The organism is Paenibacillus hamazuiensis, from assembly GCF_023276405.1.
Lineage (GTDB): Bacteria > Bacillota > Bacilli > Paenibacillales > NBRC-103111 > Paenibacillus_AF > Paenibacillus_AF hamazuiensis.
In genome coordinates this window covers 7,465,978-7,483,869 of record NZ_JALRMO010000001.1, presented here as the reverse complement: position 1 = coordinate 7,483,869, position 17,892 = coordinate 7,465,978, and the positions used below count along the sequence as shown (strand labels likewise).

Genomic DNA, 17,892 nt, shown 5'->3' with positions numbered 1-17,892 from the left:
AAAAGCGCCCCTCGCCGCTTTGTATTTGCGAGTGCGGCCCGGCCCGATTTTTCCCCGAACAGACGAAAAGGAGCCGCGGCTGCAGCTCCTCCTTCCAATCTATCTCAAGACATTATGCCTGGGTGGATACCCGGACAGTCGGCCTCGAGCCGGGCCGTTGATGAGTTTCGCCCCACTCGCACATGACTTCCATCACCGGCACCAGCGTCTTCCCATAGTCGCTTAGCGAATATTCCACTTTTGGAGGGACCGAAGGATAAATCGTCCGTGTCACCAGCCGGTCGTTCTCCAGCTCGCGCAAATGCTGTGCCAGCATCTTCTGGGTCACCTCGGGGATCAGCTTCTCCAGCTCGCTGAACCGCTTGGTGGAGTCCAGCAAAAGCCACAAGATCGTTGGCTTCCACTTCCCGCCGAGCACATGAATCACCGTTTCAATAGGACATCTTCTCTCCACTGCTGCCTCCGCGCCGGATTCCATCCAATCCCTCCCTGCTCAAGCTTACTTTCAAGTAAGTACCCTACATAAAAGTGGGTTCTTAACAAGATTTTAGGGCGGTGCTAAGCTTAAGTCAATCCGGAGATGCAATTTTGTGAAAAGGTGCGCCTGATCTTATAAGGCATTGTTAACCAATAGACGATTCGAGGAAAAAGGGAGTGGAACCGATGAAAATTATAGTTTTCGGAGCAACGGGAAATATGGGAAAAAGAGTGCTCGCCCAGGGTATAAAGCTTGGACACGAAATGACCGCTTACGTGCGCAGCCGGGAAAAGCTTTTGGAGCAGCAGGGCGAGCGGATCGCCGGTCAAGTGAAAGTGATTGCGCAGGACATCATGGACCCGGTCAGCGTCCGTGAGGCGCTTTCGCATCAAGACGCCGCGATCATCGCGGCCGGAAACGCCGGCCAAGAAGAGGAGTTTGTTCGCATCGTCGACAATATCGTAAGCCAATGTGAAAATCACCCTCGGTTTACCGGACGGGTATGGCTTATGGGCGGCGCGGGACTGCTGGATATTCCCGGCACCGGGCTCATCGGCAACGATTTGCCCGGCTTCCCGCCGATGTTCAAAACCCATAACCGGAATCTGGAGCGGCTGCGGCAGACCGGGTTGGATTGGTCTGTTATGTGTCCCGGCACGATGGTCGACTCGGCGGAACATGTACCGGCGGCTCGTTTGCATGTATCCACGGACATTTTGCCCGTACCGATTCCGGATACGATCCGGGAATTATCCGCAGCCGACATCGCCGGCCACCTGTTCAGCCGGTTTCAGGAGCTGGATGTCGCTTACGAGGATGTCGCAACTTGCATGCTGAACCATCTCGAGCTCGCAGGGCCGTTTAAAGGCAGACGGGTCGGCCTCGCTTACCGAAACGAGATGCCGGTTAGCTGAGCGGGCGGAAGGAGATGATCGGAATGTTCGGATTGCTGCTCATTTTGCATATACTCGGGGCCATTGCATTTATCGGTCCCGCCTTCATCATGCCTGTCATCCGCAGATCGGCCAAAACCGCCGGCCAGCTTCAGTTTGCTTTCGACATAACGGCCAAGCTTGCCTGGCTGCCCAAAGCAGGCGGAACCGCGCTTATCGTTACAGGGGTTTGGCTCATGATCATAGCCAAGATGGGGTTATCGCAAATGTGGCTGAATGTGTCCATCCTCTTGGCGCTGCTCGTGGTGGTCGCGATCGACGGGGTGATCGAACCGCGTTTGAAAAAGATCATGAAGATCGTACCCAAGGGTCAAGCGGATGAAGCCCCCGCCGAATTCGCGCAGGCGATGAAACAGATCGCGCCGCTGGAACTGGCGGTACAGCTGCTGATGATTGCCATAGTCGTGCTTATGGTCGTTAAGCCGTTTTAACACCACAGTAAAGCCACTCGATAACCGGCCCTTCGGGGACGGTTTTTTTGCGCTCCGGCAGGTATATCGCGGATGGACGGGAGCCTCTCTCCGGCTTGATGCCGCCGTCACGAATCCGTCGCTGCCAAGCGCATCCGGGTCGCCGCATATTTGCTGCCCGAGGATATAACGGCTGTATCCTTGTCCGTACTACCTCATCCTCTGTAAAAGTACAGAAGCCAAAAATCGCTGTATTCATTGCGTTATTGTATCCTTTATACTCTAATACAACCGGATTTGAGGAGGGTACAGGCACGATGGAATGGAATCACGAACGTTTGGCTTATCAAATTAGCGACGACTCCGGCAGGCTTCAGCTGGACAAGATTCACGCGCTGCTGCAAACGAGCTACTGGGCCGCCGGTCGGAGCGCCGAGACCGTGGAGCAAAGCATGAAAAGCTCGCTTTGCTTCGGTCTTTATGCAGGCGGCGAGCAGGTGGGCTTTATGCGCGTGGTCACCGACTATACGACCTTTTCCTGGGTGTGCGACGTCATCATTCACCCCGACCACCGCGGTCAAGGCTTAAGCAAATGGATGATGCAGGTCATGACCGGGCACCCGGCCATCCGCCATACGAACATGATGCTGGCCACCCGCGACGCGCACGGCCTTTACGAGCAGTTCGGGTTCGAGCGGAGGGAACTGATGCGCAGAATGGCCCCCGAACGGATGCGGGAGCGAGCGGAGTGAAATTGCAAGACAATGGACGGCGCACGGAAGCCGTGCATACGTCGAGTCGGTAATGGGAGCCGCCGGAAGCAGCCGATCGGTGGCTGAGAGCGGGCAAAGCCGCCTCTCAGCGTGCCGGCTGAGAGCCGGTTAATCCGGCTTTCAGACCGGGTGGAGTCGCCGCAAGCGGCCGATCGGCGGCCGAGAGCGGGCAAAGCCGCCTTTCGGCGTGCCGACCGCGCGCCGGAGAAGGCTGAGAGCCGGTAATACCGGCTCTCAGGCCGAGGGGCGCCGCCGGAAGCAGCCGTTCGGCGGCTGAGAGCGGGCAAAGCCGCCTCTCAGCGTGCCCACCGAGCGCTGGAGAGGGCTGAGAGGCGGTTAATCCGGCTCTCAGCCCGGGTCGCGCCTCCCGAAGCAGCCGATCGGCGGCTGAGAGCGGGCAAAGCCGCCTCTCAGCGTGCCGGCTGAGAGCCGGTTAATCCGGCTTTCAGCTCGGGTTGCGCCGCCGGAAGCAGCCGTTCGGCGGCCGAGAGCGGGCAAAGCCGCTTCTCAGCGTGCCGGCTGAGCGCCGGAGAAGGCTGAGAGCCGGTAATACCGGCTCCCAGGCCGGGGGGCGCCCCCCGAAGCAGCCGTTCGGCGGCCGAGAGCGGGCAAAGCCGCCTCTCAGCGTGCCGACCGCGCGCATGGAAAGGCTGAGAGGCGGTAAACCCGGCTTTCAGCTCGGGTGGCGCCTCCCGAAGCAGCCGTTCGGCGGCTGAGAGCAGGCAAGGCCGCCTCTCAGCGTGCCGACCGCGCGCCGGAGAAGGCTGAGAGCCGGTTAATCCGGCTTTCAGCTCGGGTGGCGCCGCCGGAAGCAGCCGACCGCCATGGGGCGATATTTACAAGCCCTGGAACCATCCATGCCCCCGGCGCGCCCTGCTGTCCGCCTACTTCTCTTTCCCGCCCCGCTCCAGCACCAGCACGTAGCCGCGGGTGCCGTCCAGCCGAATCCGGTCGCCGTCGCGGATCAGCTTGGTCGCGCCGTCGATGCCGACGACGGCCGGCAGTCCGTATTCGCGGGCGACGACGGCGCCGTGGGTCATGAGCCCGCCGACCTCCATGACGAGGCCGACGGCGGAATGAAACAGCGGCGTCCAGCCGGGGTCGGTGAAGGGGGCGATCATAATTTCGCCCTTCTGCAGCTTGGCCTCCTCCGGCCGCAGTACGACGCGGGCGATGCCTTCGATGACGCCGGCGGACACGGGCGTGCCGAGCAGCGCGCCTTCCGGCGCGTCCTGCTGATGGCGCCGGCCGATTACGATTTCGCCTTCGCTTGTCATCAGGCGAGGCGGCGTAAGCGTACGGAAGCGATCGTACTCTTCCTTACGCTTCTCCAGCAGCTGCTCCAGATCAACCGGTCGCTCTCCCCTGGTCAGCCCCAGCAGTTCGTTCAGCGTCAGGTAAAAAACGTCGTCCTCCCGCTTCAGCACGCCCTCCCCGACCAAAACCCGCGCCTCTGCGAGAATGCCTTCGCGAGCCAGTTCAAAATTGCGCATCATCAAATATTTCGGATGCTCCCGCGCTCCCATCAAACCGCGATACACGCGCAGAAGCCGCGACATCAGCTTCGCTTTGAGCCACCCCAGCGGCTGCGCGCGCAGACGCTCGAGCAATTCGCACGCCGCCTGCTCCGCCTCGGCGGCCCCCTGAGCGAACTTCGCCCGGTGCTCGCCGGGCTGCATGCTGCGCATGTGGCTGTCGATGGACGGCAGCAGTGTGCCCGGGTCTTCGCGCCACCTCGGCCGCGTCACGTCAATTTCCCCCGGGCAGCGCATCCCGTACAGCTCCATGAACCGGTCCCACGCCGCGCCGAATACGTCGCCCCCTTCCGCCTGGCGCAGCTTCTCGCGGAACTGCCCCGGCTCGGCATGGCGAATCAGCTCGATCACCTGCGGATAAGGCCGGGCCGCATCGGCAAGATCGCCGATCATGAGTCCCAGCTCGCTCGTCAGGTTGCCGGGCAGCGACTTGTTCAGCACATGGATGACGTCCGGTTTGCCCAGCCAACGATCCGCCAGCCCGCGAATCAGAAAGGAAGAGATGACGCCTGCCAGCGGATACGCAAACAGTTCGGTGAACAGCCTCCGCAGCATGGTACCGATCTGCTCCTGAATGCGCATCACCCGTTCCGGGCCGGTAACGCCGGATAGACGCTCCGCGGCCTGCTTATAGAAATCATCGACATAAGCGTTGACAGCGCGGCCCGCCTGCGGAACCGAAGCGAAAAGGAGATTGCGGACCACCCTCAGCAGAACAGGGCCGGCAAATCCCCTTACGCTTTTCTCTATGCCGGGCAGCCGGGGGACCTGGCGGACGGACTCCCGCTGCACGTACTCGGCGACGCCGTTTCCGATCATTTCGTCGATGTTGCGGAGCGCCTTCGGCAGCAGGCGGCGCGCCGGTTTTAAGGCGAAGAGCGGCGTAATATCGACGTACACTCTCCCTCCGGCTGCCGTCGTAAACAGGCTTTCCTCCCGCGTCGACGGCTTGCCGAACGGAAACATCGTCCGCAGCAGCGACAGCCCCATCGGCCGAATCGCGTCCGTCATCATCTGCTGATGGCCGAAGGAGAAAAACAGATGCGGAACGCCGCCAAGCTCCACACCGATCTGCGGCAGCGGGTACAGGGACGTGATCGGCCGGCTTTGCACGATGTAAAACCGCCCCTGCGCATAACACCACTCGATGTCCTGCTCCGAGCCGTAATGCCGCTCGATTTCCCCGCCGAGCGCGGCCAGCTCCAAAATTTGCGGGTCGCCGAGCGCCTGACTCTGCTGCTCTTCCTCCGGCAGCTCCTTCTTCACGGTGCCTCCCTCGGGCAAGGAATAGATGGCGAGCTTTTTGCGGGCGATTTTTTTATGAGTCAGCTTTCCTTCGCGCACTTGATACAGGTCGGCTGAGACGAGGCCGGATACCAACGCTTCCCCGAGCCCGAAGCTGGCGTCGATCGATACGGTGCTGCGGCGGCCGCTCACCGGATCGGCGGTGAACATGATGCCCGACACCTCGGGGAATACCATGCTTTGCACCACCACGGACAGCAAAACGGAGCGATGGTCGAAGCGGTTTTTGGCCCGGTAAGAGATCGCCCGGTCGGTGAACAGCGATGCCCAGCATTTGCGGATCGCCTCCAGCAGCTGCTCTTCTCCGCACACATTCAAATATGTGTCCTGCTGCCCCGCAAACGACGCCATCGGCAAATCCTCCGCGGTGGCGCTGGACCGCACGGCGTAAGCATACCGGGCGCCCGCTCGGCGCAGCGCGCCGGCAATGGCTTCGCGGACATCCGCGGGGATCGGTACCGTAACCAGATGCTCGCGAATGGCGCGGCCCAACTCGGCGATTTCCTCCAGCTGATCAGCCCGAACATGCTCCAGACGCCGAAAAAACTCCGGCATCCGCCCGCTCTGCCGGATGAAAGTCCAGTAAGCCTCGGTGGTGACGCAAAAGCCGGACGGAACGGGAAACCCGGCCTGCGTCATCTCACCGAGATTGGCGCCTTTTCCCCCGACCAGCGGAAGGCTGCTTTTGTCGATCTGACCGAAATCCAGCACATAACCGTTCATCGCTTGCACGCTCCTCTATTTTTTTCCGTCCGCACGCAGCCCTTCTATAAACAAAACAAAGAGCGTATCCGCCACCTCCGACATCGTCACACCTTGCCTGGCGGCAAAATCCGGACGAGCCATTCGCTGGATGGTTTCCATCATGATCGCTGCGGCCAGACGGGGATTCACATCCCGGATCGAACCGGCCTCCTTCGCCTTGACCAGCAGCTCCTCGATAAAGACCATCTGCCGGGCGCGGAACGCCTCCACCTGCTCCCACAAGCCGGGAACAAACTTCTGCAAATCCTCCAAAAACAGCGGGCTCAGCTTCGTAATCTCGTTTCGGATGCCGCCGAACGTTTCCTGCAGGACGCGCAGCGGATCGCCCCCCTGCTTCGCACTTTCGGCAACGACATCGGCGATCGCTTTCATGGTCTGTCCCATGACCGCTTCGGCGATTTCCTCTTTGCCGCCAAAATATTGATACAGCGTCTTTTTGCTCATGCCGAGCCGGGCCGCCAACTCACTCAGCGTCACGTTCCGGTATCCTTTCGCCTGGAAAAGCCCGGCCGCTTCCCGAACGATACGCAGTTTAACCGTTTCATCCATAAAAAAACCTCCGATTGTACAACCAAGGAAACTTCCAAAGTATTTCTGGTTTCCATTTTACATAATCTTAATACTTTTCGTCAAACGGATTACCGAAAAAAGGACGTTTTCACCAATAGCTGCGAGTCGCTCCTTGTGCAGCATATCTTCCGTGTTTGTCAGATCCATAACAATTTTGCTTCCCTCAGAACAAATGCCCCAAAAGCCATCCGTGCCGCTGCAACCCCGGTTAACCACAAAAATGAGCTGCGCATTATTTCCAAAATGACAAAAAAAGCGCCGACGCCAATGCCCGAAGGAGTTGACGTCAGCGCTCATTCGCATTCGCACAGCTTCTTAACCCGGCGGACGGCGGCCCGACTTACGATTGAGCCAATCCGGCCGCCGGCCGGCTTTACGCCTGCCTCTCGCTTAGCGCGGCCTCAGCTGCACATGCGCCACCTCGGGCGCATCGGCGAACGGAACGCCGCCCTTCGGCTCGCGCCGCACGGAAATCGTCTGCGCGACGTTCATCTCGCCGCCCTGGTAATGCAGATGCGCCCTCCCCGGCGACCGCCGCATCGTGCCGAGGTCAACGGCGCTTTGCGCATGCACCGACCATACGCGGTAGGCCGCTTCCGGGTCGTCCTGCAGCCCTTCGAGCAGCAGCAGAAGCTCGCTGTCGTCCGCACCGACCAACGCAATGCCTTTCGCCTTTCCGAGGCCTACGGAATACACCGGCACCTGCTGCGCGCGGCCGCCCATCATCGCGAAGCTGCGGATCAGCTCCTCGTCGTTTCGCGCAGTCATCAGCTCCGGAGGCTGAGAGCGCAGGCGGTCCGCCACATCCGTCAGCGCGCCGAAATATCCGCCACAGGCGAGCAGCGCAGCCACGCCGAACGCGGTGAGGCCGCGCCTCTTCGCCATAAGCGCCGAGCATCCCGCGGCCAGCCGGCGCGCCTGTGCGCTCAGCCATACCGCCCGGCGCAAACGCCGCCAGCTTGCGCTGTGCCGCGGCGGGGCAAGCTCCCCGCATCCGCGGCTGGGCCCCAGTACGCCGGCCCATTCGCGGATGCGCCCCCGGCATATGCCGCACTCGGCAGCATGGCGAAGCAGGCGCACCCGCTGCTCCGCATCCTCCGGCTGCAGCAAAGCATCGATTACCGCTTCTTCCGTTATGGCGCATTCAGCTTGTCGATTCATGACGGCCTTCACCTCCCGCTTCCGTCAGCCAGCCCGCTTGCGTCAGCTGCTTGCGCAGCGCCTTCAAGCCATACCGGATCACCGATTTCACCGTTCCGAGCGGCTGGTTCATGCGCCCCGCCAGCTCGGTATGCGTCATCCCCTCGACGTAGGCGCCGTACACCGCATCCCGCTGCTTCAGCGGGATGTGGCGGAGCGCTCCGCGAAGATGAGCCCAGCCGATGCGCGCCAGCGCTGCGTTTTCGGTCGCCGCGCTTTCCGTAGCCTCCGGCTCGAACAGGCGGACCGCCTTCTCCTCCCACCGCTTGCGGCGCCGGATGGCGTCCACGCAGCGGCTCTTCGTTTTGAGCGCGAGCCACGCCTCGACGCTTCCCCGCGAGCTGTCGTAGGTCGCCGCTTTTTTCCAAGCCTCCAGCATCACGTCGTGGCATAAATCCTCCGCATCCATGCGGTTTCCGGTTATGCTGATGGCAATGTGCAGGACGAACGCGGCATACGCTTCGTAAAAACGCTCGAATGCGGCCACCGAGCCTTTTTCCATTTCCGCCAGCAAAAACTCGGCTTCCTCGCTTTTGATTTTCATGGCTGCCCCCTCCTGAGTTTTTTCCGTAAAATCCCCTTATTTTTTACATAGCAAAAAAACGGATCGTTTGAAACCGGTTTCGGCAAATTTTAGATCCGTTTAAGCTGCCTTTAAGCTGAAATTAAGCTTGGAAATCGGGCATTTTTCCATAAATCCGATTTGCCTTCCCACTCGTATCCAGTTCGAAACCGAAAAAAACAAAGGGAGGTAACTTGTAGCATGAAGCGCTGTTTGAACAAACCGTTTATTTTGCTGACGGCTTTTCTGCTTGGCTTGTTCAGCCTGGCCGGAGCCGCTTTTGCCGAGGGAGGGGTGGAGCTGTATACGCCTTACGCCAGCATCTCGGCGCCGCCGGGCGATTCGATCAGTTATTCGGTCGACGTCATCAACAGTTCCGACAAAATCCAAACGGTCGAGCTCGCGGTGGAAAACGCTCCCGACGGCTGGCAAACCGAGCTGACGGCCGGCGGACGCACCGTGCAGAAAATATCGGTTCGGCCGAAGCAATCGCAAAACGTCAATCTGCAGCTAACCGTTCCGCTCAAAATCGATAAAGGCGCGTACACGCTGAACCTGAACGCCAAAGGCTTCGCGACCTTGCCGCTGACGGTCAACGTTTCGCAGCAGGGCACCTACAGCACCGATCTGAGCTCCAAGCAGCCGAACATGGAGGGCACGTCCAAATCGTCGTTCAACTACTCTGTCACGCTGCGCAACAAAACGGCCGGCAAGCAGCTGTACGCTCTTAAGGCCGAGCCGCCGAAAGGCTGGAGCGTGCAGTTTTCCGCTGACGGCAAAAACGTCACTTCGGTCAATGTCGAGCCGAACGCATCCCAGGATATCAGCGTCGCCGTCACTCCCCCGGATGCGGTGACTGCAGGCTCGTTCAAAATCCCGATCTCCGCGTCGGGCAACGGTACCGGCGGCCAGCTCGAGCTGGAGGCGGTCGTCACCGGAACGTACGCGATCGAGCTGAGCACGCCAAACGGCAACCTGGCGTCCGACATTACGGCCGGCAGCACGAGGAAGGTGACGATGCAGGTCACGAACAAAGGCTCCGCGCCGCTTAAAGACATCGACATGAGCTCGTCCGCACCGACCGGCTGGGAGGTGACGTTCGAGCCGGCCAAGGTGAACTCTCTCGATCCCGGCGCCTCGACGCAGGTGGTCGCAACGATCAAAGCCGATAAAAAGGCGATCGCCGGCGACTACGTCGTATCCATGACCGCCAAGACGGCGGAGAAATCGGCGGACGCCTCGCTGCGCATGGCGGTAAAGACGTCGGTGCTGTGGGGCTGGATCGGCATTCTGATCATTGCCGCCGTCATCTACGGCGTGTATTATTTGTTCCGCACGTACGGGAGGCGATAACCGTGAGCGCAGACAACAACGAACCTATCTCCCGGCACGATGAGGAGGCCGCTCAGTCCGCTGAAAGCGCGGAGCCGGCTGAAATCACCGAAACCGCTCAGTCCCCTAGCGTCGGTACCGCTGATACCGCTGATGCCGTATCGGAAAAGGAGCCGCTCATCGAGCTGTCCGGGCTGACCAAGAAGTATGGCGATTTCACCGCCGTGAACAAGCTCAGCCTGCGCATCGGCCACGGCGAAATTTTCGGGCTGCTCGGTCCGAACGGCGCCGGCAAATCGACGACGATCCTGATGATGCTCGGACTTGCCGAACCGACAGCCGGCAAGGTGCGCGTCTGCGGCGTCGATCCGACTCGCCAGCCTTTGCTCGTCAAACGCCGGGTCGGCTATTTGCCGGACGATGTCGGCTTTTACGAAGACCGCACGGGGCTGGAGAACCTGCTGTTCACCGCGCGGCTCAACCGCGTCGGAGCGGCGGAGGCTTTGGAGCGGGCGAACCAGCTGCTCGAGCTGGTCGGCCTGAAGGAAGCCGCGGACAAGAAAGCAGGGACATACTCCCGCGGCATGCGGCAAAGGCTCGGCCTCGCCGACGTGCTGATCAAAAAACCGGAGGTCATCATTCTCGACGAACCGACGCTCGGCATCGACCCGGAAGGCGTTCGCGAGCTGCTCGAGCTCATTCGCAGCCTCAGCCGTAACGAGGGCATCACCGTGCTGCTCTCATCGCACCAGCTGCATCAGGTGCAGCAAATATGCGATCGGGTCGGGCTGTTCGTGCAAGGCTCGCTGCTCGCGGTCGGCACCGTCGGCGAGCTGTCCGCGCAGCTGTTTGCCGGCGAGCCGGTGTGGATCGAGACGGAGATTCGCGAAGCCCAAGGCGGCGGCACGGACGGCGGCACCGAAGCGGCTTCCTTGACGCTGACCGAGCTTGAATTATCGCTGCAGCAGTTGGGGGGCGTGCAGACGGTACGCCGCGGCGAAACCGGCTCCTTAAGCCTGCACATCGGCTGCGAGCGGGACGTTTCCGCGGACATCGCCCGCACCGTGCTGGCCTCCGGCTTCGATCTGCTGTCGCTCAGCAAGAAGCAGTACGGACTCGACGAAATTTATCACCGCTACTTCGAAGGGAGGAAAACGGGATGAACCTGAAGCGCTTGGACTGGATTCCCGGCCTGAAGGCCGCTTGGGCCCGACGGTTCGCCGTTTTCTCAAGCCGCCGGGATTCGGCCGGCCTATCCTCCACGTCGCCGTTTATGGCGATCGTGCAGAAGGAAATCGCCGATCACATCCGCAGCTGGCGGTACGGCATTTTATGCGTGCTGATGCTGCTGACCTGCCTCGGCTCGCTGTACACGGCCTCCACCGGAATGAGAAGCGCGATTGCTACTGAAAACGAGGTCAGGTCGTTTTTCTTCCTGAACCTGTTTACGTCCACCAACGGCACACTGCCGCCGTTCATCACGTTCGTCTCGTTTCTCGGCCCGCTGCTCGGCATCGGTCTCGGGTTCGACGCGATCAACTCGGAGCGAAGCAAAGGGACGCTCAGCCGCTTGATGGCGCAGCCCGTGCATCGCGACGACGTGCTGAACGCCAAGTTCGTGGCGGCGCTTATTGTCATCGGCGTGATGTTTTTCGCGCTGGGCTTTCTCGTGACCGGCCTCGGCATGCTGATCCTCGGCATCCCGCCGACCCCGGAGGAAGTGTGGCGGCTGATCCTGTTTTTGCTGACGAGCACCGTCTACGTAGCGTTCTGGCTGAACCTGTCGATCATGCTGTCCGTCCGCCTTCGCCAGGCGGCCACTTCGGCGCTCACCTGCATGGCGGTGTGGATTTTCTTCAGCGTCTTCTACGGCATGCTGGTCGACTTGGCAGCCGGCTCCGGTCCGTCGGACCCAAGCGATGCCGACGCCATCATCAGCCACACGGAGTGGGTCCAAATGCTGATGCGGCTCTCCCCGAGCCAGCTGTTCAGCGAGGCGACGACCACGCTGCTCGTCCCCTCCGTCCGCTCGCTCGGACCGCTGACGATGGAGCAAATCATCGGCGCGATTCCGAGCCCCTTGCCGCTCGGACAAAGCATCCTGCTCGTCTGGCCGCAGCTTACCGGTATGGTCGCCGAGACGCTCATCTGCTTTGCCGCAGCGTATGTCATGTTTATGCGCCAGGAAATCCGCTCGCGGAACTAAATCGGCTTTGGGCCGAATTGATCTGCGCGAAAAAGGAGCGCTGCCGGAACTCTTTTGTTTCCGGGACACGCTCCTTTTTTATCGCCAGAAAGTTAATTCATTAATGCGCTGGAGCGCGTATGAGAACTTCTGTACCTTGAAAAGCTTCCTCTATAACAAGAATGTATCTTCATCGAGAAGGCTTCGGTCAGAGCTTTTCTATTTAAGTGCACTCATGCAACACCTCAGGAAAACGAACGAATGTTCTTCATTATATTGGACATTTATGGTATGATGGACATGTACAATTGAACCTTGGGTGGGCATGGTTTCCCTTCGAAAGGAGGTGAAACTGTGGAGGTAAAAGATGCAATCCTCGTCATGATCGCTTTTGCAACTTTTGTCAATGCACTTTTAGCATACATCGCGAATAACTACAAGAGAAAGTAAAAACCCACCCCAAGGTTCCGAGCCGAAGGTGGGTTTTTGTCCTTATGACTGGAAGGGGACCCCATCCAAGCCAATTGTATGCCGAGTGTTCGCAGCACTCGGCTTTGATATATAAATCATAACATACCTGCAAGCCGTTGAAAACCGTATATTTAAATAAACCACACCGGAAAAGGAGCTGCCGCAAATGCCCCAAACCTCACTCGAAATGGTTGAGGAATTCAAAGCTTTTATTCATTATGCGGAAGAATTAAATGAGTTGGAGGAAGAGCTTTGGAACCGGCCGATAGCTGCCGGGAAGTGGACTGTAAAGGACATTTTGAGCCACATCATGCTTTGGGACAAATATTATTATGAAGAAGGCATCGAGAAGATCGCGCATGATCAGCCACTGACGGTTAAACATTTAGATTTCGACCGGTTCAACGCCGGCGCCAGAGAATATGCCGAAACGCAAAGCAGACAATCCATCGTAGAGCAGCTTCTGCATTACCGAATGAAAATCATCCACGTTCTTTCGAGGCTGCGGGAGGAAGATTTCATTAAGGAATATGCGGACGGCGACGGAAATAAGTTTACCGTTCGCGACTACCTGCAGGGCTTCGTCCCTCATGACATGCACCATAAAAAGCAAATCGACGATTTTATCCGCTCGGCTGCAATGTAGAACGGTCAAAGCTCCCTGCCCGAAAACACAGGGATTTTCACGTCCGTCTCTAACAAACTGTCCGCATAAAAGAGCAGGGGAGATACGCCCTTGGCGTCCTCCCCCTCTCGCTCACTTACATCACCACTCCGCCACGGTACCGTCGGCGTTGCGCCATACCGGATTGCGCCATTGGTGGCCGATTTTCGCCATCTCGCGCACCTTCTCCTCGTTGACCTCGATGCCGAGCCCCGGGCCCGTAAGCCGCTTCACGAAGCCGGCCTCGTAGCCGAACTGCGCCTTGTCCGTCAAATAATCGAGCAAGTCGGAGCCTTGGTTGTAGTGAATGCCGAGGCTCTGTTCCTGAATGAACGCATTCGGCGAGCAAAAATCGAGCTGCAGCGAAGCCGCGAGCGCGATCGGACCGAGCGGACAGTGCGGCGCCACGGCCACGTCGTATGCTTCCGCCATCGCCGCGATTTTGCGCACTTCCCAGATGCCGCCGGCGTGGCTGAGGTCCGGCTGGATGATGTCCACGCCGCCCTGCGCGAGCAGCCCCTTAAAGTCCCAGCGCGTGTACATCCGTTCGCCCGTGGCGATCGGCGTGCTGACATTGCGTGCGATCTCGAGCAGCGCCTCGTTGTTTTCCGGCAGCACCGGCTCTTCGATGAACATCGGCTTGTACGGCTCCAGCTCCTTCATGAGCACCTTCGCCATCGTCTTGTGCACGCGGCCGTGGAAATCGATGCCGACCCCGAGCCCGTAGCCGACCGCGTCGCGGATCGAAGCGATGCGCTGCACCGCCGCCTCGACCTTCGCGTGCGTGTCGATCCACTCCATCTCCTCGGTGCCGTTCATTTTCACCGCGGTGTAACCTTCCGCGACCTTTTGCTTCGCCTGCTCGGCCACATCGGACGGCTTGTCGCCGCCGATCCACACGTACACGCGCATCTTGTCGCGCACCGCTCCGCCGAGCAGCTCATACACCGGCACGCCGAGCCGCTTGCCTTTAATATCCCATAGCGCCTGCTCGATGCCGGAAATCGCGCTCGTCAAAATCGGGCCGCCCCGGTAAAAGCCGCCGCGGTACAGCACCTGCCACAAATCCTCGATATTGCCTGCTTCTTTGCCGATCAAATATTCGCTCATTTCCTCCACGGCCGTCCGCACCGTGTCCGCTTTGCCTTCCACGATCGGCTCGCCCCAGCCGACAATGCCGTCGTCCGTCGTCACCTTCAAAAACAGCCACCGCGGCGGCACTTTAAACAGCTCCATCGATTTGATCTTCATCGTTTCATTCCCTCTCTCCGTTTAAGTTGGCAATGTTTTATGCCTGGTCCTTGGGCTGCAGCTCCTTGCGCAGCTCGCTCAGCATGTCCTCCAAATGGCTTTTCATCAGCACTCTCGCCTGGGTCGGATTGCGGTCTGCAATCGCTCTCGCGATCAGGTAGTGGTAGCTGGACGCCTTCTCGTGCATCCCCGGCCACTTCATGGAGCGGCGGCGGCTGTCGATGAGCAGGTCGCTGATCCGGTCCATCATATGGACCATCACGTCATTGTGCGCGGCGCGCGCGATGAATTCGTGAAACTGCATATCTTCCTGCAAAAAAGGCTCGCCCCGCTCCACCTTCTTCTTCATCGCCATCGCCGTGGCCATGATGCGCTCCGCCTCTTCTTCCGTCGCCTTCTCCGCCGCGAGGGCCGCCAGCTCCGGTTCGATGATGAGGCGGGCTTCGGTCAACTGCAGCATCGAGGCGCGCTCGAGAAAATCCAGGCGATCGTGTGAAGCGTCCGACAAGTCATCGGTGACGAACGTGCCGCGCCCCTGCTCGATCGTCAAAATCTTCTGCTTGCCGAGAATGCGCACCGCTTCGCGTACCGACGAGATGCCGACGCCAAGCTCGGCGGACAGCTGCTCCAGCGGGGGCATCTTCTCCCCCTGCTTCCATTCGCCCGAACGGATGCGGCGTTTGATTTCCTCGTAGACGGTTTCGTACGTCAGCTTTTTGCTCATCTTTACAAAATTCCCCTATCCGAGAAATCTATGTGCATAAATTCATATGATCTATTTTTATAATATACAAATTCATCTGATGTTTCAACAGTTAAATGACGTGACTGGTTTACGGGAGAGGAAATTCCCTGAATATGCCTTATATGGTATGATTACAGGTATGAAGATCAGGTCTGCGAAAGGAGAGGCGGAATCCTTGAACAAAGTCGATTACCAGCCTGAAGGAATGAGAACGGTCATCCCCTACTTGATGGTGGAAAACGTAACGCAGCTGCTGAAGTTCATTGAACATGTCTTTGGCGGCAAGCTGAAATACAAGCTGGACAGGCCCGACGGATCCGTCATGCATGCCGAGATTGCGGTAGGCGATTCCGTCATTATGGCGGGCGAGCCGACGAAGGAATTTGGGGTTTTTCCGGCTTCCATCTACATTTACGTTCAAGACTGCGACCGCATTTACGAAAAAGCGCTTGAACACGGGGCCCAGTCGATGATGGTTCCGACCGATATGAAGCATGCCGGCGAGAGATACGGAGGGGTCAAAGACCCGTTCGGCAATCTTTGGTGGATTGCCACCCACATAGAGGACTTAACGCCGGAAGAGCAGGCTAAGAGGATTGAGGAAATGAATAATAACCGGAATGATATAAATTGAACAAAAGAGTGGACATGAAACGATGGAGGGGGAGGAAAATATCCACCCAGCAAACCTTCATGGCATGTGCGCCATAGGTTCGGGTAGGCTAACGGTTGCCACTGAGCTTATTTGGCTCAAAAACGTCATTTTTAAATCGTAACGGTTGTGACAGAGCTTATTTCTCATCTTGTACCCCGCAAAACGATGAAAGTTCACAAATAACCGCTCCGGCAACCGTTACCGTTCTGAAATCGCCCATTTGACTCCAATAAGCTCACCTGCAACCGTTACCGTTCCGAAATCACCCATTGCCCCTCATAAGCTCACCTGCAACCGTTACACCTTATACCGCACCGCACGAGCCGAAACCTGCAGCTGCGGTTCAATTCAACTTATGATAGTACAGTTTCCCTCTCCGAACACCGTCACGCGCCGGCAGATTCGTTCCAATCACCCCGATAATGATGAGCGCCGAGCCGAACAGATGATACCAGGCGATGTCTTCTCCAAGGACCCATGCGCCGGCGGCAACGGAAACCACGGTGGACAGGTTGATAAAAACGCCCGACTTCCAAGCTTCGATTCGCGACAAGACATAACTTCCCATTACCGCAGTAGCCACCTGGACCGCGCCGAGGTAAAGGATCAGCAAAATGAATGCAGTGCTCGCAAACGGAGAGGCCAGACTGCCCAGCGTTCCGCTTGGCACATGCACAGCGAACGATCCGGTCAGAAAAACGGCGAAGCCGACCCCCACCATGAAAAAAGCAATTTCCGCCGCAGAAAAATGTTTGGAAACGGAACGCGCGAGCACGCTGTATCCCGCAAACATTACGGCTGCCAAGAGCAGCAGGAAAATCCCCTTCATCTTGGAAAAATCGACGCTGCTTCCCTTCATGACAAAAATAAATGCAACGCCGGCAACCGACAGCAGGGTGGACAGCTTTTGCAGCCGGGACGCGGTTTCCTTCAAAAATACGGAAGCGAGTGCCATAGTGACGACCGGCGCAAACGCATTGATAATCCCTCCCTCCGCCGAAGTGGCGGCCTGCAGCCCGAACGTTTGCAGCAGGAAAAAACCGAGCGGATACATGCCGGACAGCAGCATCAACTGACGCACCGGCTTGCCGCGGTAATTCAGCTTCATTATGCCGCACGCCACCGCAATCGACAGGATGGCGAACGCGGCGGCAAAACGGAATGTCAACGTATCCAGCGGCCCCGCGAAGTCCAGAGTCATTTTGGCGGACAAGAACGAAATACCGATAAGGACGGAATTGATGACGGCGAGCACGTAAGCAAGCTTGACCCCTTTCGAACGCAGCGCCGAGGCGGAATTACGCATAACACATCGCCCCCTGAGCGGCTGATTTGGCGCTGGCCAGCGCCGCGTCGGCAAGCCGTCCTTCCGGACCGACCCAGTCCCCGGCTACGAATAATCCGGGAACTTCCGGAACGGCGGGACCGGGAGCCGGCCCCGCCCCATGGCGGTGCGCCGTACGCAAGTCGTGCGCGACCAGGACGTTCGGCGTAAACCGCATGGCGACGACCTCTTTATCCCAGCCCGGCTCCAGAAGATCCATGAGGCGGGCCAACCCCCTCTCGTCCGCCTCCGCGTCTCTCTTGCAATCGCTGTCGTTATACCTCATCACGTGAAGCACATGCGCGCCGTTGTCGCTGAGCGTAACAGGTCCCGAATGCTTGGAAAAATACAACGGTTCATCCAGCCCAAGCGCAAACACACGCTCCGGATAAGGCAGCCGTCCCAGAGCCACGTCCAGGCATGCGGCATACAGAGGGCTCGACTCCTTGCTCCATCTCCCTATCGAGATGCGCTCCGCCCCGTCTACGAGCCGGCATGTCTCTTGAGGCCCTGCCGCCGAGATAACGGCAGACACTTTGATTTCCGTGCCGTCCGACAATCTCAAGGCATGTACCCGGCCGTCACTCCGCACGATTTGTTCCACGCCGCAGCCCGTGGCGACTTCCGCCCCGGCCCGGACAGCCGCTTGCCGCAAATCGTCGACAACGGTTTGCCAGCCTCTTTCCACATAACGGACGCCCCGCCCGGCCAGTT

General features: G+C 59.0%; 18 protein-coding genes. 9 read left to right on the top strand and 9 right to left on the bottom strand.

Features of this window, described 5'->3' with window-relative positions:
• Positions 1 to 112: 112 nt before the first annotated feature.
• Entirely contained in the window at positions 113 to 478 is a 366-nt protein-coding gene (locus MYS68_RS33015; RefSeq protein WP_248929833.1) for a winged helix-turn-helix transcriptional regulator, read from the bottom strand.
• Positions 479 to 663: 185 nt separating this feature from the next.
• On the opposite strand from MYS68_RS33015, the gene MYS68_RS33010 reads away from it, so the two are divergent.
• The 3 genes from MYS68_RS33010 (at position 664) to MYS68_RS33000 (ending at position 2,593) form a co-directional block, all read left to right on the top strand.
• Positions 664 to 1,392 (top strand): NAD(P)-dependent oxidoreductase, encoded by a 729-nt coding sequence (locus MYS68_RS33010; protein ID WP_248929832.1) that lies wholly within the window; start codon positions 664 to 666, stop codon positions 1,390 to 1,392.
• Between the two features lie 23 nt (positions 1,393 to 1,415).
• Positions 1,416 to 1,862: a DUF2269 family protein gene (locus MYS68_RS33005; RefSeq protein WP_248929831.1), complete on the top strand. Its 447-nt coding sequence runs from the start codon at positions 1,416 to 1,418 to the stop codon at positions 1,860 to 1,862.
• A gap of 296 nt (positions 1,863 to 2,158) precedes the next feature.
• Complete coding sequence (locus tag MYS68_RS33000; protein WP_248929830.1) at positions 2,159 to 2,593, top strand: GNAT family N-acetyltransferase; 435 nt, start codon at positions 2,159 to 2,161, stop codon at positions 2,591 to 2,593.
• 905 nt (positions 2,594 to 3,498) lie between these two features.
• Here MYS68_RS33000 and MYS68_RS32995 read toward each other — a convergent pair.
• The 4 genes from MYS68_RS32995 to MYS68_RS32980 form a co-directional block, all read right to left on the bottom strand.
• Positions 3,499 to 6,177 carry a phosphoenolpyruvate synthase gene (locus MYS68_RS32995; RefSeq protein ID WP_248929829.1) on the bottom strand — a complete coding sequence of 893 codons (2,679 nt, stop codon included), beginning with the start codon at positions 6,175 to 6,177 and terminating at the stop codon, positions 3,499 to 3,501.
• Between the two features lie 15 nt (positions 6,178 to 6,192).
• Positions 6,193 to 6,768 carry a TetR/AcrR family transcriptional regulator gene (locus MYS68_RS32990; RefSeq protein WP_248929828.1) on the bottom strand — a complete coding sequence of 192 codons (576 nt, stop codon included), beginning with the start codon at positions 6,766 to 6,768 and terminating at the stop codon, positions 6,193 to 6,195.
• 411 nt (positions 6,769 to 7,179) lie between these two features.
• The gene (locus MYS68_RS32985) at positions 7,180 to 7,950 is read right to left on the bottom strand and encodes an anti-sigma factor domain-containing protein (RefSeq protein ID WP_248929827.1); all 771 of its coding nucleotides are present in this window, start codon (positions 7,948 to 7,950) and stop codon (positions 7,180 to 7,182) included.
• The gene (locus MYS68_RS32980; RefSeq protein ID WP_248929826.1) at positions 7,934 to 8,533 is read right to left on the bottom strand and encodes an RNA polymerase sigma factor; all 600 of its coding nucleotides are present in this window, start codon (positions 8,531 to 8,533) and stop codon (positions 7,934 to 7,936) included. The genes MYS68_RS32985 and MYS68_RS32980 overlap by 17 nt, the downstream gene beginning before the upstream one ends.
• A gap of 219 nt (positions 8,534 to 8,752) precedes the next feature.
• Here MYS68_RS32980 and MYS68_RS32975 point away from each other — a divergent pair, with 219 nt between their 5' ends.
• The 5 genes from MYS68_RS32975 to MYS68_RS32955 all read left to right on the top strand — a co-directional run bounded on the left by MYS68_RS32975 (position 8,753) and on the right by MYS68_RS32955 (position 13,185).
• Complete coding sequence (locus tag MYS68_RS32975; RefSeq protein ID WP_248929825.1) at positions 8,753 to 9,904, top strand: COG1470 family protein; 1,152 nt, start codon at positions 8,753 to 8,755, stop codon at positions 9,902 to 9,904.
• Between the two features lie 158 nt (positions 9,905 to 10,062).
• Complete coding sequence (locus tag MYS68_RS32970) at positions 10,063 to 11,046, top strand: ABC transporter ATP-binding protein (protein WP_248931088.1); 984 nt, start codon at positions 10,063 to 10,065, stop codon at positions 11,044 to 11,046.
• Positions 11,043 to 12,089: an ABC transporter permease gene (locus MYS68_RS32965; protein ID WP_420852177.1), complete on the top strand. Its 1,047-nt coding sequence runs from the start codon at positions 11,043 to 11,045 to the stop codon at positions 12,087 to 12,089. Before MYS68_RS32970 ends, MYS68_RS32965 begins: the two co-directional genes overlap by 4 nt.
• A gap of 360 nt (positions 12,090 to 12,449) precedes the next feature.
• Entirely contained in the window at positions 12,450 to 12,518 is a 69-nt protein-coding gene (locus MYS68_RS32960) for a hypothetical protein (protein ID WP_248931086.1), read from the top strand.
• Between the two features lie 187 nt (positions 12,519 to 12,705).
• On the top strand, positions 12,706 to 13,185 hold the full coding sequence (locus MYS68_RS32955) for a DinB family protein (RefSeq protein WP_248929824.1): 480 nt from the start codon (positions 12,706 to 12,708) through the stop codon (positions 13,183 to 13,185).
• 120 nt (positions 13,186 to 13,305) lie between these two features.
• Here MYS68_RS32955 and dgoD read toward each other — a convergent pair whose 3' ends face one another.
• Both dgoD and MYS68_RS32945 read right to left on the bottom strand, forming a co-directional pair.
• Positions 13,306 to 14,454: a galactonate dehydratase gene (gene dgoD / locus MYS68_RS32950; protein ID WP_248929823.1), complete on the bottom strand. Its 1,149-nt coding sequence runs from the start codon at positions 14,452 to 14,454 to the stop codon at positions 13,306 to 13,308.
• 37 nt (positions 14,455 to 14,491) lie between these two features.
• Positions 14,492 to 15,178, bottom strand: a complete 687-nt coding sequence (locus MYS68_RS32945; RefSeq protein WP_248929822.1) for a FadR/GntR family transcriptional regulator — start codon at positions 15,176 to 15,178, stop codon at positions 14,492 to 14,494.
• 196 nt (positions 15,179 to 15,374) lie between these two features.
• Between MYS68_RS32945 and MYS68_RS32940 the strand changes: the two genes are divergently transcribed.
• On the top strand, positions 15,375 to 15,833 hold the full coding sequence (locus MYS68_RS32940) for a VOC family protein (RefSeq protein ID WP_248929821.1): 459 nt from the start codon (positions 15,375 to 15,377) through the stop codon (positions 15,831 to 15,833).
• A 364-nt stretch (positions 15,834 to 16,197) separates the two neighbouring features.
• Here the strand turns inward: MYS68_RS32940 and MYS68_RS32935 are convergent, their stop codons facing one another.
• Positions 16,198 to 17,160 carry a DMT family transporter gene (locus tag MYS68_RS32935; RefSeq protein ID WP_248929820.1) on the bottom strand — a complete coding sequence of 321 codons (963 nt, stop codon included), beginning with the start codon at positions 17,158 to 17,160 and terminating at the stop codon, positions 16,198 to 16,200.
• Positions 17,153 to 17,890, bottom strand: coding sequence for an FAD-dependent oxidoreductase (locus tag MYS68_RS32930; protein ID WP_275984110.1), 738 nt, complete (start codon positions 17,888 to 17,890; stop codon positions 17,153 to 17,155). Before MYS68_RS32930 ends, MYS68_RS32935 begins: the two co-directional genes overlap by 8 nt.
• Positions 17,891 to 17,892: the final 2 nt, after the last annotated feature.

Coding starts and splice junctions, on each gene's coding strand:
- MYS68_RS33015 (WP_248929833.1), bottom strand. CDS start 478: ATGGAATCCGGCGCGGAGGCAGCAGTGGAGAGAAGATGTCCTATTGAA.
- MYS68_RS33010 (WP_248929832.1), top strand. CDS start 664: ATGAAAATTATAGTTTTCGGAGCAACGGGAAATATGGGAAAAAGAGTG.
- MYS68_RS33005 (WP_248929831.1), top strand. CDS start 1,416: ATGTTCGGATTGCTGCTCATTTTGCATATACTCGGGGCCATTGCATTT.
- MYS68_RS33000 (WP_248929830.1), top strand. CDS start 2,159: ATGGAATGGAATCACGAACGTTTGGCTTATCAAATTAGCGACGACTCC.
- MYS68_RS32995 (WP_248929829.1), bottom strand. CDS start 6,177: ATGAACGGTTATGTGCTGGATTTCGGTCAGATCGACAAAAGCAGCCTT.
- MYS68_RS32990 (WP_248929828.1), bottom strand. CDS start 6,768: ATGGATGAAACGGTTAAACTGCGTATCGTTCGGGAAGCGGCCGGGCTT.
- MYS68_RS32985 (WP_248929827.1), bottom strand. CDS start 7,950: ATGAATCGACAAGCTGAATGCGCCATAACGGAAGAAGCGGTAATCGAT.
- MYS68_RS32980 (WP_248929826.1), bottom strand. CDS start 8,533: ATGAAAATCAAAAGCGAGGAAGCCGAGTTTTTGCTGGCGGAAATGGAA.
- MYS68_RS32975 (WP_248929825.1), top strand. CDS start 8,753: ATGAAGCGCTGTTTGAACAAACCGTTTATTTTGCTGACGGCTTTTCTG.
- MYS68_RS32965 (WP_420852177.1), top strand. CDS start 11,043: ATGAACCTGAAGCGCTTGGACTGGATTCCCGGCCTGAAGGCCGCTTGG.
- MYS68_RS32955 (WP_248929824.1), top strand. CDS start 12,706: ATGCCCCAAACCTCACTCGAAATGGTTGAGGAATTCAAAGCTTTTATT.
- dgoD (WP_248929823.1), bottom strand. CDS start 14,454: ATGAAGATCAAATCGATGGAGCTGTTTAAAGTGCCGCCGCGGTGGCTG.
- MYS68_RS32945 (WP_248929822.1), bottom strand. CDS start 15,178: ATGAGCAAAAAGCTGACGTACGAAACCGTCTACGAGGAAATCAAACGC.
- MYS68_RS32935 (WP_248929820.1), bottom strand. CDS start 17,160: ATGCGTAATTCCGCCTCGGCGCTGCGTTCGAAAGGGGTCAAGCTTGCT.